Source organism: Pseudonocardia sp. EC080619-01 (assembly GCF_001420995.1).
Lineage (GTDB): Bacteria > Actinomycetota > Actinomycetes > Mycobacteriales > Pseudonocardiaceae > Pseudonocardia.
The window spans coordinates 632,294-647,648 of sequence record NZ_CP012184.1 but is presented as its reverse complement, the minus strand read 5'-3'; the positions used below and the strand labels follow the sequence as shown (position 1 = coordinate 647,648).

15 protein-coding genes are annotated in these 15,355 nt (G+C 75.6%); 10 read left to right on the top strand and 5 right to left on the bottom strand.

The features are described 5' to 3' along the window. Window positions 1-8 precede the first annotated feature (8 nt). Genes AD017_RS02985 through AD017_RS02975 form a run of 3 tightly spaced genes read left to right on the top strand, consistent with a single transcriptional unit; the run spans window position 9 to window position 2,568 of the window. Window positions 9-1,256, top strand: coding sequence for an ArsA family ATPase (locus AD017_RS02985; RefSeq protein WP_060576204.1), 1,248 nt, complete (start codon window positions 9-11; stop codon window positions 1,254-1,256). Beyond that, window positions 1,253-1,612, top strand: coding sequence for a hypothetical protein (locus AD017_RS02980; protein WP_060572707.1), 360 nt, complete (start codon window positions 1,253-1,255; stop codon window positions 1,610-1,612). Before AD017_RS02985 ends, AD017_RS02980 begins: the two co-directional genes overlap by 4 nt. Beyond that, window positions 1,609-2,568: an ROK family protein gene (locus AD017_RS02975; RefSeq protein WP_060572705.1), complete on the top strand. Its 960-nt coding sequence runs from the start codon at window positions 1,609-1,611 to the stop codon at window positions 2,566-2,568. The genes AD017_RS02980 and AD017_RS02975 overlap by 4 nt, the downstream gene beginning before the upstream one ends. On the opposite strand, the gene AD017_RS02970 is transcribed toward AD017_RS02975, so the two are convergent. Then, window positions 2,565-3,020: a hypothetical protein gene (locus AD017_RS02970; RefSeq protein ID WP_010237164.1), complete on the bottom strand. Its 456-nt coding sequence runs from the start codon at window positions 3,018-3,020 to the stop codon at window positions 2,565-2,567. The genes AD017_RS02975 and AD017_RS02970 overlap by 4 nt on opposite strands. Before the next feature lie 164 nt (window positions 3,021-3,184). Here AD017_RS02970 and AD017_RS02965 point away from each other — a divergent pair, with 164 nt between their 5' ends. Genes AD017_RS02965 through AD017_RS02955 form a run of 3 tightly spaced genes read left to right on the top strand, consistent with a single transcriptional unit; the run spans window position 3,185 to window position 5,900 of the window. Then, window positions 3,185-3,940, top strand: coding sequence for a 1-acyl-sn-glycerol-3-phosphate acyltransferase (locus tag AD017_RS02965; protein ID WP_010237167.1), 756 nt, complete (start codon window positions 3,185-3,187; stop codon window positions 3,938-3,940). Window positions 3,941-3,964: 24 nt separating this feature from the next. Then, a complete protein-coding gene (locus AD017_RS02960) occupies window positions 3,965-4,483 on the top strand; it encodes a polyadenylate-specific 3'-exoribonuclease AS (protein ID WP_010237170.1) in 519 nt (172 codons plus the stop codon). Window positions 4,484-4,493: 10 nt separating this feature from the next. After that, on the top strand, window positions 4,494-5,900 hold the full coding sequence (locus AD017_RS02955; RefSeq protein ID WP_010237172.1) for a class II 3-deoxy-7-phosphoheptulonate synthase: 1,407 nt from the start codon (window positions 4,494-4,496) through the stop codon (window positions 5,898-5,900). Window positions 5,901-5,922: 22 nt separating this feature from the next. Here AD017_RS02955 and AD017_RS02950 read toward each other — a convergent pair whose 3' ends face one another. Continuing rightward, a complete protein-coding gene (locus tag AD017_RS02950; RefSeq protein WP_060572704.1) occupies window positions 5,923-6,945 on the bottom strand; it encodes a LacI family DNA-binding transcriptional regulator in 1,023 nt (340 codons plus the stop codon). Between the two features lie 118 nt (window positions 6,946-7,063). Here AD017_RS02950 and AD017_RS02945 point away from each other — a divergent pair, with 118 nt between their 5' ends. The 3 genes from AD017_RS02945 to AD017_RS02935 are packed head-to-tail and all read left to right on the top strand — an operon-like array spanning window position 7,064 to window position 10,346. After that, the gene (locus AD017_RS02945) at window positions 7,064-8,056 is read left to right on the top strand and encodes a nucleoside hydrolase (RefSeq protein ID WP_060572702.1); all 993 of its coding nucleotides are present in this window, start codon (window positions 7,064-7,066) and stop codon (window positions 8,054-8,056) included. Beyond that, window positions 8,053-9,477: an MFS transporter gene (locus tag AD017_RS02940; RefSeq protein ID WP_060572701.1), complete on the top strand. Its 1,425-nt coding sequence runs from the start codon at window positions 8,053-8,055 to the stop codon at window positions 9,475-9,477. The genes AD017_RS02945 and AD017_RS02940 overlap by 4 nt, the downstream gene beginning before the upstream one ends. 23 nt (window positions 9,478-9,500) lie before the next feature. Continuing rightward, window positions 9,501-10,346, top strand: coding sequence for a ribokinase (locus tag AD017_RS02935; RefSeq protein ID WP_060576203.1), 846 nt, complete (start codon window positions 9,501-9,503; stop codon window positions 10,344-10,346). A gap of 10 nt (window positions 10,347-10,356) precedes the next feature. On the opposite strand, the gene pknB is transcribed toward AD017_RS02935, so the two are convergent. Continuing rightward, the gene (gene pknB / locus AD017_RS02930) at window positions 10,357-12,216 is read right to left on the bottom strand and encodes a Stk1 family PASTA domain-containing Ser/Thr kinase (RefSeq protein ID WP_060572698.1); all 1,860 of its coding nucleotides are present in this window, start codon (window positions 12,214-12,216) and stop codon (window positions 10,357-10,359) included. 163 nt (window positions 12,217-12,379) lie between these two features. Between pknB and AD017_RS02925 the strand changes: the two genes are divergently transcribed. Beyond that, window positions 12,380-12,733 carry an Rv2175c family DNA-binding protein gene (locus AD017_RS02925; RefSeq protein ID WP_337819665.1) on the top strand — a complete coding sequence of 118 codons (354 nt, stop codon included), beginning with the start codon at window positions 12,380-12,382 and terminating at the stop codon, window positions 12,731-12,733. Between the two features lie 24 nt (window positions 12,734-12,757). Here the strand turns inward: AD017_RS02925 and AD017_RS02920 are convergent, their stop codons facing one another. Together AD017_RS02920 and mptB are read right to left on the bottom strand one after the other, a co-directional pair. Continuing rightward, a complete protein-coding gene (locus tag AD017_RS02920; protein WP_060572694.1) occupies window positions 12,758-13,756 on the bottom strand; it encodes a phytoene/squalene synthase family protein in 999 nt (332 codons plus the stop codon). Continuing rightward, a complete protein-coding gene (mptB, locus tag AD017_RS02915; RefSeq protein WP_075314114.1) occupies window positions 13,737-15,347 on the bottom strand; it encodes a polyprenol phosphomannose-dependent alpha 1,6 mannosyltransferase MptB in 1,611 nt (536 codons plus the stop codon). The genes AD017_RS02920 and mptB overlap by 20 nt, the downstream gene beginning before the upstream one ends. Between the last annotated feature and the right edge of the window lie 8 nt (window positions 15,348-15,355).

The following is a 15,355-nucleotide window of genomic DNA, read 5'->3' as shown; positions in this document are numbered from 1 at the left end:
TCCGCTCCGTGCGCGTCGTGCTGTTCACCGGCAAGGGCGGGGTCGGCAAGACCACCCTCGCCGCGGCCACCGCCGCGCTGATCGCGGGCTCCGGCCGGTCCGCGCTGGTCGTCTCCACCGATCCCGCGCACTCCCTCGGTGACGCCCTCGGCACCGACCTCGGCGCCGAGCCCACGAAGGTCGCCGACCACCTGTGGGGCGCCCACATCGAGGCCCGGCACCTGCTCGAGGGCGCCTGGGGCGACCTGCAGGACCACCTGCGCACCCTGCTCGCCGGGGCCGGTGTCGACGAGCTGGTCGCCGACGAGCTCACCGTCCTGCCCGGCGTCGAGGACCTCCTCGCGCTGGTCGAGGTGCAGCGGTTCGCCGACTCCGGCGAGTACGACGTCGTCGTCGTCGACTGCGGCCCGACCGCCGAGACGCTCCGGCTGCTCACCCTCCCCGAGGCGCTGTCGGGCTACCTGGAGCGCCTGTTCCCGGCGCACCGCCGCGCCGTGCGCGGCCTGGTCGCGAACCTCGCGGGCGCCCGCAACGACGGTGGCGGCTGGGACCGCACGGTCGCCGCGCTGGGGGCGCTCGCCGACCAGCTCACCGGGCTGCGCGAGCTGCTCGCCGACCGCACCCGCACCTCGATCCGGCTGGTCCTCACCCCGGAGCGGGTGGTCGCGGCCGAGACCCGCCGCACGCTGACCGCGCTCGCCCTGCACGAGCTGCGGGTGGACGCCCTGATGGCGAACCGGGTGATGCCCGGCCCGCCGCCGTCGCTGCGCGGCCCCGCGGCGCGCTGGCTGCGGGAGCGGGCGACCGAGCAGCAGGCGGTGCTGGGCGAGCTGTCGGAGCTGGGGGCGGACGTGCCCGTCACCGTGGTGCGCTACACCGCCGCCGAGCCGACCGGCGTCGAGTCGCTGCGCGAGCTCGCCCGGTCCGTGTACCACGACACCGACCCGGCCGGGGCGCCCGAGGACGCGCCGCCGCGCCCGCTGATGGAGCTCCGCCGCACGTCCGGGCACGGGGTCTCCACGGACACCGAGTTCGAGCTCGACGTCGCGCTGCCCGGCGCCCAGGACGCCCCGCTGGACCTCGCCCGCGTCGGCGACGACATGGTCGTCGGGATCGGGTTCTCCCGGCGGGTGGTGTCGCTGCCCTCGGTCCTGCGCCGCTGCGAGGCCACCGGCGCCCGGCTGGAGGGTTCCGGAGCCGCCGCCCGGCTCGTGATCAGCTTCGTGCCCGATCCGGGCACCTGGATGACCTCGTGACGGATGGCTGCGGCGCCCACGCGGGCATCCCGGACGACCTGCGGGTCACCGCACGCCAGGTGCTGGAACGGCTGCGGTCGGCCGTCGAGCCGCTGGCCGCGGCCGGTGACGGCCCGCCCGAGCCGGGCTCGGCCGGTGCCTGCACCGCCTGCCCGGTGTGCGCGGTGCTGGCCGCGCTGCGCGGCGAGCGGTCCGAGCTGGCGGCGAACCTGGCCGAGCACGCCACCGGCCTGATCACGGCGCTGCTCGCGGCGCTGGAGGAGTCCGCGCCGCCGCCGGCCCGGCCCGCCCCCCACGACCGGCACCGCCCGCACGGAGGCCGCTCCGTGCAGCGGATCGTGGTGCACCGGACGTGACCCGCGACCTCACCATCGGGGTCGACGTCGGCGGGACCAGCGTGCGGGCGGGTGTGGTCGACGCCGACGGCGAGGTGCTCGACACCGCCGCCGCGCCCACCCCGCGCACCGACGACGCCCTGGAGGCGGCGATCGCCGGCGCCGTCGACGAGCTCCGCAGGCGGCACCGGGTGCGCGCCGCGGGCCTCGCGCTGGCCGGGTTCGTCGACGCCCCGCGCGGGCTCGTCCGCTACGCCCCGCACCTGTCGTGGCGGGACGCGCCGGTCGCCGAGCGCGTCTCGGCGCGGCTGGGCGGGCTGCCGGTCGTCGTCGAGCACGACGCCAACTCCGCCGCGCTGGCCGAGCGCCGCTACGGGGCGGCCGCCGGGGCGGGCACGGTCGTGCTGATCGCGCTCGGTACCGGGATCGGCGGGGCACTGCTGCTCGGGGGCGAGCTGTACCGCGGCGCGCACGGCGTCGCCCCGGAGCTGGGGCACCTGCGGGTCGTCCCGGACGGGCGGGCCTGCCCGTGCGGCAAGCGCGGGTGCTGGGAGCGCTACTGCAGCGGCACCGCGCTGGCCACCACGGCGCTGGAGATGATCTCGGCCGGTGACGCGCCGGGGCCGTCGGTGCTGGTCCGGGAGGCCGCCAGGGACCCGGGTTCGATCACCGGCAAGCGGGTCGCCGGCGCCGCGCGGGAGGGCGACCCGGTGGGCCGTGCCGCGGTCGCCGACCTCGGGCGGTGGCTGGGGGAGGGGCTGTCGCTGGTGGCCGACGTGTTCGACCCGGACCTCGTCGTCGTCGCGGGTGGGGTGTCGAGCTCGGCGCCGCTGTTCCTCGACGCCGCCCGCGAGCACTACGGCCGGATCGTGACCGGCGCCGGCAACCGGCCGCTGGCCCGGATCCGCACCGCCCAGCTCGGCATCTCGGCCGCCGTCGTGGGCGCGGCGACGCTCGCGCGGGAGGCCACCGGCTAGAGCCGGGACCCGTCGTCGAACGGGTCGGGGTCGTCGCCGCGGTCGGGGGTCCACAGCCGCAGCATCAGCCAGGTCAGCCCGGCCGCGATCAGGACCAGCCCCAGCGGCAGCGGCCAGGTGCCGCCGACGCCGAGCAGGCCCGGGGTGACGCAGAGCAGCAGGCCGAGGAGGATCAGCCCCCCGCCGACGACGGCGGGCGGGCCCGGCCGGGGCAGCGGTGGCGGCTCGGGCGGGTGGTAGTGGTCGTCCTCGGGCTCGGACGCCGGTCCCGGACGGTGCACCGGCCGGTCACCCGACGGCGGCGTGGACGGCGGCGTGGACGGTGGCGCGGACTCGGCAGGCTCGGCGCGGTCCGACGGCCAGTCCGGCACCGAGCCCTCGCTGCGCCAGCCCGCGACGATCGACTCGAACTCGTCCTCCGGTCGGTCACCCCGGCCGTGTGCTGGGTCCATGCCCGTTCCTTCCCCGGCTCGTACCGCCGCCCATCCTGTCACGCCCGGACCGCCCGGCCGTCCCTGTGTCGCGGTGCGGGGAGGGGGTGACCACAGCCCCGTTGTGAGGAGCGCGGGACGCTCCGTAGGCTGACGCCGCGAAGTCGGTAGGGAGGCAGCGCAGGGTGCTGTACTGGTGGTCCAAGTTCGTGCTGCTCGGCCCGTTGATGCGGCTGTTCTGCCGACCCGAGGTCCGGGACGCGGAGCGCGTCCCCGCGAACGGTGGGGCGATCCTCGCCAGCAACCACCTCGCCGTCGCCGACTCGTTCTTCCTGCCGCTGATGCTGCCGCGGCGGGTCACGTTCCTCGCGAAGCGCGAGTACTTCACCGAGCCGGGCCTGCGCGGCTGGTTCAAGAAGGTGTTCTTCACCGGCGTCGGGCAGGTGCCGGTGGACCGCTCCGGCGGGTCCGCGGCCCGGGCGGCGATGGACACCGCGGTGCGGCTGCTCGGTGAGGGGAAGCTGCTCGGGATCTACCCGGAGGGCACCCGCTCGCCCGACGGCAAGCTCTACAAGGGCAAGACCGGCGTGGCCCGGATGGCGCTGGAGGCCGGCGTCCCGGTGATCCCGGTGGCCATGGTCGGCACCGACCGGGTCAACCCGATCGGCTCGAAGATGTGGCGCCCGCGCAAGGTGAAGATCGTGATCGGGGAGCCGCTGGACTTCTCCCGGTACGAGGGCATGGCGGGGGACCGGTTCATCGAGCGGTCGATGACCGACGAGATCATGTACTCGCTGATGGAGCTGTCCGGCCAGACCTACGTGGACCTGTACGCCGCGTCGGTGAAGGAGAAGGCCGCGTCGGGCGCTCCGCCGCCCGCGCCGTCCCGCTCGTCCGGTCAGCGGCCGGACGCCCACGTGCCCGACTCCCGCGCCAGCTGAGCACCGGGGTACACAGGTCGGACCATGCGCTTCTTCTACGACTGCGAGTTCATCGAGGACGGCACCACCATCGAGCTGGTGTCGATCGGCATCGTCGGTGAGGACGGCCGCGAGTTCTACGCGGTTTCCACCGAGTTCGACCCCGGCCGGGCCGGCAAGTGGGTGCGCGCGAACGTGCTGCCCAAGCTGCCGTCGCCGTCGTCCCGGGCGTGGATGTCACGCTCCCGGATCCGCGACGAGGTCCTGGAGTTCTGCACCTCGGCCCCCGGCGACGTCGAGCTGTGGGCCTGGATCGCCGCCTACGACCACGTCGCGCTCTGCCAGCTCTGGGGCGCCATGCCCGCGCTGCCGCGGTCGATGCCGCGGTTCACCCGCGAGCTGCGCCAGCGCTGGGAGGACGCCGGCCGGCCCACCCTGCCCCCGCCGCCGCGGGAGGCGCACGACGCGCTCGCCGACGCCCGGCACAACCTGCGCCGCTGGGAAGTGATCGCGGAGACCCTCGGCACGGGGGCCGGGGCTCCCGCACCGGGGGCGCGGGCCTAGTCTGGTCGGCGTGAACTGGTCCGTCGACGCGCCGATCGACGTCCTCCCGGAGCTGCCGCCGCTGCCCGCGGACCTGCGCTCCGCCCTGGACGACGCCCTCTCCCGCCCCGCTGCGCAGCAGCCCGAGTGGCCCGAGCCGTCCCGTGTGGGCGACGTGCGCAAGGTCCTCGAGTCGGTGCCGCCGGTCGTGCTGCCGCCCGAGGTGGACCGCCTCCAGCAGCGGCTCGCCGAGGTGGCGAACGGCGAGGCGTTCCTGCTGCAGGGCGGCGACTGCGCCGAGACCTTCGTCGACAACACCGAGCCGCACATCCGCGCGACCATCCGCACGCTGCTGCAGATGGCCGTCGTGCTGACCTACGGCGCGTCGCTGCCGGTGGTGAAGGTCGGCCGGATCGCCGGCCAGTACGCCAAGCCGCGCAGTTCCCCGGTGGACTCCGCCGGGCTGCCGTCCTACCGGGGTGACATCGTGAACGCGCTGCAGCCCGACCCGGAGGCCCGGATCCCGGACCCGTCGCGGATGGTCCGTGCGTACGCCAACGCCTCGGCCGCGATGAACCTGGTCCGCGGGCTGACCGCGACCGGTATGGCGGACCTGACCAAGGTCCACGACTGGAACAAGGACTTCGTCCGGACCTCGGCCGCCGGGGTGCGGTACGAGGCCGTCGCGGCCGAGATCGACCGGGCCGTCCGGTTCATGGACGCGTGCGGCGTGCAGGACCACAACCTGCACCAGGTCGAGTTCTACGCCAGCCACGAGGCGCTGCTGCTCGACTACGAGCGGGCCATGCTCCGCCTCGACCTCGAGCGCGAGGAGGACCCGGCGACCGGCGCCCCGCGGCTGTTCGACCTGTCCACGCACTTCCTCTGGATCGGTGAGCGCACCCGCCAGCTCGACGGCGCGCACGTCGCGTTCGCGGAGCTGCTGGCCAACCCGATCGGCATGAAGATCGGCCCCTCGACGACGCCCGACCAGGCGGTCGAGTACGTCGAGCGGCTCGACCCGCACAACCGGCCCGGCCGGCTGTCGCTCATCTCCCGGATGGGCAACGACAAGGTCCGCGACGTGCTCCCGGCGATCGTCGAGAAGGTCACCGCCTCCGGGCACAAGGTGATCTGGCAGTGCGACCCGATGCACGGCAACACCCACGAGGCCTCCACCGGCTACAAGACCCGGCACTTCGACCGGATCGTCGACGAGGTGCAGGGCTTCTTCGAGGTGCACCGTGCCCTGGGCACGCACCCGGGCGGCATCCACGTCGAGGTCACCGGGGAGGACGTCACCGAGTGCCTCGGTGGTGCGCAGCGGATCTCCGACACCGACCTGGCCGGCCGCTACGAGACCGCCTGCGACCCGCGGCTCAACACGCAGCAGAGCCTGGAGCTGGCGTTCCTCGTCGCGGAGATGCTGCGCGGCTGACGGCGGCTGACGGCGGCCGGGATCAGCCCGTGCTGTCCCGGACCGCCAGCCGGGAGGTGAGCGCGGCGACCGGGCCGCCCGGGTCGCCGCCGAGCAACGCGGTGAGCCGCAGCGCCGCTGCCCGCCCCAGCTCCTCGGCGGGCAGCGCCACACTGGTCAGCGCCGGTGCGGTGACCCGGGAGTAGGGCAGATCGTCGAACCCGGCGACGGCGAGGTCGCCCGGCACGTCCAGCCCCAGCCGCCGGGCCGCGGCGAGCACCCCGTAGGCGAGGGTGTCGGCGGCCGCGACGACCGCGGTGGCCCCGGAGGCCCGCCAGCCCGGCAGGGCGGCGACCGCGGTGTCGGCGGCGGCGTCGAGGGTCAGCCCGGCGGCGACGGCACCGTCGCCCCCGGCACCGAGGACGGTCAGCCCGTGGTCGGCCGCGACGTCGCGCAGCAGGTCGCGGCGCAACGTGAAGGTCGCCGACGGGGTGGACCCGTCCAGGTAGGCCACCGTGCGGTGGCCGGTCGCGGCGAGGTGCCGGACCAGGGCGTGCACTCCCGGCCGGAGGTCGAAGGTGACGGTCGCGGCCCGGTCCTCGAAGCCGGGGGCGTCGAGCAGCACGACCGGCGGCCCGCCCGGGTCGAGATCGTCCAGGAACGACGGTGCCGGCGCGTGCACCAGCAGGCCGGCAGGGCGGAACGCGACGACCCGGCGGACGTCGTCGGCGGTGGGCTGCTCGCCGCCCGGGATCACCGACAGCATCAGCTGGTGCCGGTCGCCGAGCGCCTCCCGGATGCCGGTGGCGACCCGGCCGAAGTACGGGTTGGGCAGGTCCGGGGCCAGCAGCACGACCAGGTCGGTGCGCCCCCGGGCCAGCGAGCTGGCCGCGTGGTCGACGACGTAGCCCAGCTCCGACACGGCGTCGCGGACCCGCTCGGTGATCACCGGTGACACCCGGCCGCGGGACTTGCCGTTCACCACCAGCGACACGGTCGACACGCTGGTCCCCGCGCGCTCGGCCACCATCGCCGCGGTCACCCGCCGCGTACCCCCTGCGGTCATCCGCCGAGCCTACCGGCCGCGACCATCCATCAAACGCTTGACGTCACGCGCTTGACGAGTCAGTGTGGCCACGCTCGGAGCACCCGGGCGACGATCTACGACGAGGTGGGTGCCGCGCATGGCGGAGAAGATCGTCCTGGACTGCGATCCGGGACACGACGACGCGATCGCGCTGCTGCTCGCGCACGGCGACCCCGGGATCGAGCTGCTCGCCGTCACGACCGTGGTCGGCAACCAGACCCTGGCGAAGGTCACCCGCAACGCGCTGTCGGTCGCGACGATGGCCGGGATCACCGGCGTCCCGTTCGCCGCGGGCGCCGACCGGCCGCTGCTGCGGGAGATCGAGGTCGCCGCCGACATCCACGGCGAGTCCGGGCTGGACAGGCCGGAGCTGCCCGAGCCCGCGTTCGGCGTCGTCGGCGCGCACGCGGTCGACCTGATCGTCGAGACCGTGCTGGCGCACGAGCCGGGCACCGTCACGCTCGTCCCGACCGGCGGGCTGACCAACATCGCGCTGGCCGCACGGCGCGCCCCGGAGATCGTGGAGCGTGTGAAGCGGGTCGTGCTCATGGGCGGCGGCGTCGGCGTCGGGAACCGGACCGCGGTCGCCGAGTTCAACATCGCCATCGACCCCGAGGCCGCGGACATCGTGTTCTCCGCGGGCTGGGAGGTCGTGATGGTCGGGCTCGACCTGACCCACCAGGCCGTCGCGGGCCCGGAGGTGCGCGAGGCGATCCGCGCCGTCGGGACCGGCCCGGCCCGCTTCGTCGACGAGCTCCTCGACTTCTTCGCCGGCACCTATCGCGACGTGCAGGGCTTCGACGCCCCGCCGGTGCACGACCCGTGCGCCGTCGCCCACGTCATCGACCCGACGGTCGTCCGCGCGGTGCCGGTGCCGCTCGTCGTCGAGACGACCGGGCGGTACACGACCGGCATGACCGTCGCCGACCTGCGCGGGCCCGCGCCGGAGGGGTGCCGCACGTACGCCGCGCGCGAGCTCGACCACGGCCGGTTCTGGGACCTGGTGGTCGGTGCGCTGACCCGGATCGGCGACCCCACCGTCGCCGCACCCGTCGCCGCTCCGGTCGTCGCATCGGAGCAGCCCGCGTGACCGCCACCCGCCGGGGGACGGCGACGCTCGTCGCCGCCGTTCTCGCCGCCTGCGTCGCCTTCCAGCTCAACGCCTCGATGCTCAGCCCCGCGCTGGTCACCATGGCCCGCGAACTGGGCACCGACGACGCCACCGTCGGCCTCTCGCAGACGATGTTCTTCACCCTCGCGGCGATGTTCTCGCTGTTCCTGCCGCGACTGTCCGACATCGTCGGCCGGCGGCGGACCCTGCTCGTCATGCTGGCGGTGATGCTGGTCGGGAGCATCGTCGCGGCGCTCGCGGTGTCGGTCGAGATGCTCTTCGCGGGCCGGATCCTCCAGGGCGTCACCGGCCCGGTCGTCCCCATCGGACTCCTCATGCTGCGCAGCGAGATCGCCGATCCCCGCCGGTACGGTGCGGCGCTCGGACTGATCACCGCGGTCAACGGCGGTGTCGCCGGCGTCGACGCGCTGCTCGGCGGCTGGCTCGCCACCGCGCACGGCTTCCGGGCGATCTTCTGGGTGATCGCGGCGACGACGGTCGTGGCGCTCGTGCTCGTCGCGGTGTGGGGAGTGGACTCGCGCCCGTCGGCCGGGACCCGGATGGACTGGCGCGGCGTCGTCCCGCTCGTCGTGTCGGTCGGGGCGCTGCTGCTGGCCTTCGACGAGGCGGGCGGTCTCGCGGACGCGAGGTGGGCGCTCGCCGCGGTGTACGGCCTGGTCGCGGCCACGTCGTTCGTCGTGTTCTGGCGGCTGCAGGACCGCACCGAGCAGCCGCTGATCGCGACCGCGGACCTGCGCCGCCGCGCGACCTGGGCGACGCTCGGCACCACCCTGCTCACCATGACCGGCGTGTTCGCCGTGGTGAACGGCCTGGTCGCCTCGCTCGCCCAGAACACCGACGCCGGGTTCGGCCTCCCGGCCGACCTCACCGCGCTGGTGCTGCTCGCCCCGTACGCGCTGGTCGGATGGGTCGTCGGCCCGTTCGCGGGGCGGATCGCGCCGGTCCTCGGCTACCGGACCGTGCTGCGGATCGGCCTCGCCGGCAGCGTGGCCGCGACGCTGTTCATGGCGTTCGCCGGGGTGCGGTCGTTCCCGATGCTGGTCGTCGCGACCCTGCTGCTCGGCGTCACCTACGCCGGGATCGCGAACATCGTGCTGAACGGGCTGGGCGTCGTCCTGTCCCCGGCGGGCAACCCGGGGATGCTGCCCGGCCTCAACGCCGGTGCGTTCAACCTGGGCGCCGGGATCAGCTTCGTGATCCTGCCCGCGGTGCAGGTGGCGGTCGGCGCGGCGGACCAGGCCGGTACCGCCGGGTACTCGGCGGGCATGCTGGTCGGCGCGGTCTGCACGGCCTGCGCGCTGGCGATGTCGCTGCTGATCCCGCGCCCGGCGGCGGCGGAGACCGCCGACGACCGGACCGCACCCGCGGTGTCGCGGTGACGACGGAACACGAGAGGAACCGGATGAACGACGTGGTGGTGGTCGGCTCGCTCAACGCCGACCTGGTGGTGCGCACCGAGCGGTTCCCCACGGCGGGGGAGACGGTCGCCGGCGCCGACCTCGTCGTCGGGCCCGGCGGGAAGGGCGCCAACCAGGCCGTCGCCGCCGCCCGGCTCGGCGGGGACGTCGCCATGGTCGGCGTGACCGGTGCGGACGCGCACGGGGCGCTGGTGCGGGACGCCGTCGCCGCGGCCGGTGCGGACGTCTCCCGGGTCGCCACCCGCGACGACACCGCCACCGGCACCGCCGTGATCACCGTCGACGCGGCGGCGGACAACACGATCGTCGTCTCGCCGGGCGCGAACCGGACGCTCACGGCCGCGGACCTGCCCCCGTTCGACGGCGCCGCGGTGCTCACCCTCTCCCTGGAGAGTCCGCTGGAGACGGTGCTCGCCGCGGCGCGTGCCGCCCGGGCGGCCGGGGTCACCGTGCTGCTCAACCTGTCCCCGTTCGGCCCGGTGCCGGACGGGCTGCTGGAGGCCACCGACGTGCTGGTGGTCAACGAGCACGAGGCGGCGCTGCTGGGGGAGCACCCGGTCCCGCGCTCGGTCGTCACCCGCGGGGCCCGCGGCTGCGAGATCGACGACCGGGGCACGACGACCACCGTGGAGGCACCGGTGGTGTCCCCGGTGGACACCACCGGGTCCGGGGACGCGTTCCTCGCCGCCGTCGCCGTCCGGCTCGCCGCGGGGGACCCGCTCGCCGGTGCCGCCCGCTACGCCGTGCGGGTCGGCGCGTTCGCGGTCACCGCAGCCGGTGCGCAGCTCCCGGAGATCACGCCCGCGGAGCGGGAGCGGTTCGGCCTGTGACCGCGCCGCCTCAGAGCACGGTGAGGGTGACGGTGTCGCCGGGCTCGGCGGAGTCGCCCGCGGACGGGTCCTGGCCCACCACGCGGCCGTCGCGGCGCCCGAACGGGAAGCTGCGGTCGATCTCGACGTCGTAGCCCTGCGACTCGAGCAGCTCCTCGGCCTCGTCGGTGCTCATCCCGATCACGAACGGCATCGAGGGCGACGACGGCGGCGGCGCCTCCGTGGTCGGCGGCGGGGCCGGTTCGGCACCCCGGCTGGTCACGAGGGTCACCGCGGATCCGCCGGGGACCCGGGTGCCCGGCTGCGGGTCGGTCCGGATCACCGCACCGGCCGGGACGTCGGAGCTGTACTCGTCGGCGCCCGTCGACCGGACCGGGGTGAGCCCGGCCTCCCGGATCGCGGCCTCGGCGTCGGCGACGGCGCTGCCGGCCGGCACGTCCGGCACCGCGGGGCGCCCGGTGGAGACGAACAGCGTGACCGTCGAGCCGCGCAGCACCCGGGTCTCCGGGGCCGGCGTGACCTCGGCGACGAGGTCCGGCGCGACGTCGTCCTCGGCGCGTTCGGTGATCGTCGGGGTGAGGTCGGACTCGGCGATCAGGGCGGTGGCGCGTTCGCGGTCCAGGCCGGCGACGGCGGGCATGGTCGTCCAGCGGCCCGATCCGAGCCACCATGCGCCGGTCCCGGCCAGCGCCGCGAGCAGCACCAGCAGCACCATCCACAGCGCGAAGACCCGGCGGCCGCGGCGCCGCTGGGCACCGAGCTCCGCCCGGGACAGCGCCTCCGGCTCGGCGGCCGGGGTGACCGCGGTGCCGTGCGCGCCGCGGGCCTGCACCCGGGTGCCGTGCGGCGTCGCCTCGGCGGCCGCGTCCGGACGGACCCGCCGCGGACCGGCCGGCAGGGTGACGCCGTCGTCGGGCGGGGGCGGCCCGGGCGGGCGGGGGACGCCGGTGCGGGGCAGACCGAGCCGGTCGGCGACCGCGAGGAGCTCGCGGCGCAGGTGCTCGGCGTCGACCGGGCGGCCGTCGGGGTCGCGGGCGGTGGCCCGGGCGACCAGCTCGTCCACCGCGGGCGGCAGCCCGGGCACGAGGGCCGACGGCGGCGGGACGTCCTCGTTCACGTGCCGGTAGGCCACCGACAGCGGGTTGTCCGCGGTGTACGGCGGCTGGCCGGTCAGCATCTCGTAGAGGACGACGCCGGCGGCGTAGACGTCGCTGCGGCCGTCGGCGCGGCCGGAGACGACCTGCTCGGGGGAGAGGTAGGCCATCGTCCCGAGGATCATCCCGGCGTGGCTGACACCGGCCTCCGCGGCCGCGGTGAGCAGCCCGAAGTCGGCGACCTTGACCTCGCCGGTCGCGGCGATCAGCACGTTCTCCGGCTTCACGTCGCGGTGCACCATGCCGAGCCGGTGCGCGCGGGCCAGCCCGGCCAGCACCGGTTCGAGCACCTGCACGGCGGCCGGGAGGCCGAGCGCGCCGCGGGCCCGCAGGACGTCGCGCAGGGTGCCGCCGTCGACCAGCTCCATGACGACGAACAGGCTCGGCTCGCCCAGCGGCCCGGCCGGGACGGTGCCCCGGTCGTACACGGCGACAACGGCCGGGTGGTCGATCCGGGCGGCGAGCCGCGCCTCCCGGTCGAATCGGGTCCGGAACGCGTGGTCCCCGGCCATCCGCGGGTCCATCACCTTGATGGCGACGGCGCGCTCGAGCCGGGTGTCGGTGCCGTGGTAGACGGTGGACATGCCGCCGCGGGCCAGCACGGGCCCGACGGCGTAGCGGCCGTCGAGCAGCACCGGGCCGGGGCCGTCGGCCACGATCCGCCCGGCGGCCCCACCCGGCGTGCCGGGATCGGCCGGTCCGGACGGTGAGCTCACGCCGGGAAGGCTACTTCAGCGGCGGTCACCGTCCGTGCGGGTGGTCCGGCGTGTGCGCCCGCCGCGACCGCCGGTGACCGGCCCGCGACCCGTGGCGACCCGTGGCGACACGGCGTGCGGACCGCTGTGGCGCGCGCGGGCCGGTATGGAACAGTGTCCGGCTGTGAGCGAGTCCCTTCCCGCGGCCGTCACCGAGGAGACGCTGACCGTCTCCGAGGTCGCCGAGCGGCTGTCGATCCCTGCCTCCCGCGTCGTCCAGCTGGTGCGTGAGGGCCAGCTGCTGTCGCTGCGCCACGAGCGCGAGGTCGTCGTCCCGGCGGTGTTCCTGGACGGCCAGGACGTGATCCGCGGCCTGTCCGGCACGATCATGGTGCTGCGTGACGGCGGATTCGAGGACCGCGAGATCCTCGCCTGGCTGTTCACCGAGGACGAGTCGCTGGGCGGGTCGCCGATCGGTGCGCTCAGGGCGGGGCGGCAGAAGGAGATCAAGCGCCGCGCGCAGGCCATGGCGTTCTGACCCCCTCGCGCTGCCCGGGGGCGGCTACCGCCCGCGCCCGGCCCGTCCGGCCCGCTCGGCCGCGACCTGCATCCCGCGCACCGCGAGCGCGCGCCCCAGCCGGGGGAGCGCCACGGCGGCCCGGCGCCGGTTCGGCACCGCGACGCGCCGGCGCAGCACGTCGTAGCCGGCGTCGGCGATCCCGTCGAGGATCTCGGAGTAGAGCGTCCGGGCCGCACCGACGCAGGCCCGCGACACCGGCTCCAGCATCGGGATCCCCGGGTCGGCGCGGCGGTAGGTGGCCCGCGTGCGGGCGACCAGGTGGGCGATCGCCCGGCGCACCCGGGGATCGGCCCGGCCGGTGCGCCGCGACCAGGCCAGCAGCTCGCGGTCGACGCCGAACGCCGCCAGCTCGTCGGCGGGCAGGTAGACGCGACCGCGGTCGAGGTCCTCGCCGACGTCGCGCAGGAAGTTCGTCATCTGGAAGGCGACGCCGAGCAACGCGGCGTGCGGCTCCGCCTCGGCGCGGGGCGCCACCGTCCCGAGCACGGGCAGCGTCTGCAGACCGATCACCGCGGCCGAGCCGTGCACGTAGACGGCGAGATCGTCGTCGGTCGGGTAGCCGGAGACGGTCAGGTCCATCCGCATCGAGACCATGAAGTCCCGGAACAGCTGCGGGTCCAGCGCGTGCCGGCGCGCGGTCTCGGCGACGGCGACCACCTCGGGGCGGCTGCCGGGCAGCGGCGCACCGCCGAGCGCCGCCTCGAGTTCGGCGTCGAGCGCGTCGAGGCGGATGTGCGGCTCACCGCCACCGGCGCCGTCCGGGTCGTCGACGATCTCGTCGGCGTACCGGGCGAAGCCGTAGAGCGCGTGGATGTCGACCCGCCGTCCCGGCGGCAGCAGCCGGGTGGCCAGGAAGTAGGTGCGGCCGTGCTCGGCGTGCAGGTCGCGGCAGGCGGCGTACGCCGCGCGCAGGGCGGGGTCGGTCAGGCCGGCGGCGTCGAGCTCGACCCGCCCGGCCCGGTCAGCCGCGGCCGGCCGCACCGTCGGGCACCAGGGTGGCACCGGGGACGTCGGGACGGTCGCGGCGCAGGCCCAGCGGGTCGGTGCGCACCAGCGACAGCGCCGCCAGCACCCCCACCGCGGCGCACAGCGCCAGGTACGGCCACGCGTAGAGCGCGGTCTCGCCGTTCGGGAAGTAGACGATCATCAGCCACACCGAGCCGAGGACCACCCACTGGAGCCCGCGGGTGCTCCACGCCGCCATCGCGAGCAGGCAGAAGCCCCAGCTCAGGTACCACGGCAGCGTGGTCGGCGACAGGACCGCCGCGAACGCCATGGCGACCGCGGCGCAGCTGATCGCGGCCGCACCGCCCACCCGGGCCCGCCACCACAGCGCCGCGATCACCAGGGCGAGCACGCCGCCACCGATCGCCCGCGCCACCTCGACGAACGCCTGCTCGTTCAGGTCCTCGGCGAACATCCCCGCCACGGCCGCGGCGGCCTGCCCGGCGCCGGTGGACCAGGACAGCCAGTTCACGATCATCGACGGAGCGCTGAGCGCGGGCAGCCAGCCCAGGCCGAACCCGGACAGCCAGGTGCACCCGCCGAACACGACGAGGTACACCAGCACCGACGGGACCCCGGCCCGGACCAGCCGCGACCAGAAGCCGCCGGTGAGCCTCGCGGCCCACACCAGGACGAGGAACGGCAGGATCAGCCCGGCCGAGGCCTTGACCGCCATCGCGAGCGAGGCGACGGCCACCGCCGCGACGAACCGGTCGCGCAGGGCCAGCAGCGCGGCCAGCGGCAGCAGGCCGACGACCAGCAGGTCGTTGTGCACCCCGCCGATCATGTGGACGATCATCACGGGGTTGGCGACGGCGATCCACAGCGCGACCGCGGGCCGCCCGCCCAGCCGGCGGGTCAGTGCCGGCAGCACCGCGATCATCAGCAGCACGCCGGTGACCAGCGAGAGCCGCATGAGGATCACGCCGAGCAGCACGTTGTTGCCGGTCAGCAGGACGACGCCCTGGGCCAGCAGGATGAACAGCGGCCCGTACGGCGCCGGGGTGTCCTGCCAGAAGAAGTGGACGTTGTCGGTGAGGAACCCGCCCATCGCGTCCGGGCCGAAGACGTACGGGTCGTACCCGGCCAGCGGCAGCGCGCCCTGGGCGAGGTAGCTGTACGGGTCCCGGGTGAACAGCGGGGGCGTGACCAGCATGGGCAGCACCCACACCGCCGACACGGTCAGCACCGCGCGGCCACCGGTCCGCCGGGCGAGGACCTCGCGGCCCAGCCGCACCCACGCCCAGACCATCAGTGCCAGCCCCGTGTAGATCACGACGGAGGCGAGCATCTGCCCGTGGCCGTAGCGCCAGAACGAGAGCCAGGAGTTGCCCAGCACCGGGTCCCGTACCGGGATCCCGCCGCCACCCGGCGCGCCGACCAGCATCAGGACGGTGCCCGCCAGGCCGAGCAGCAGCACGCCGCGCGGCGGGCGGCCGAGCCGGTCGGCGAGACCGGCGGCACGGGACGACCACGTGCCGGCCCGCGGGACGCCCACGTCCCCGGCCGGAGCAGCCGGGACGGTGCCGGCCGGACGGGGGAGCGGGGGCGATGGCTGGGTGGTCATGGTGGTGT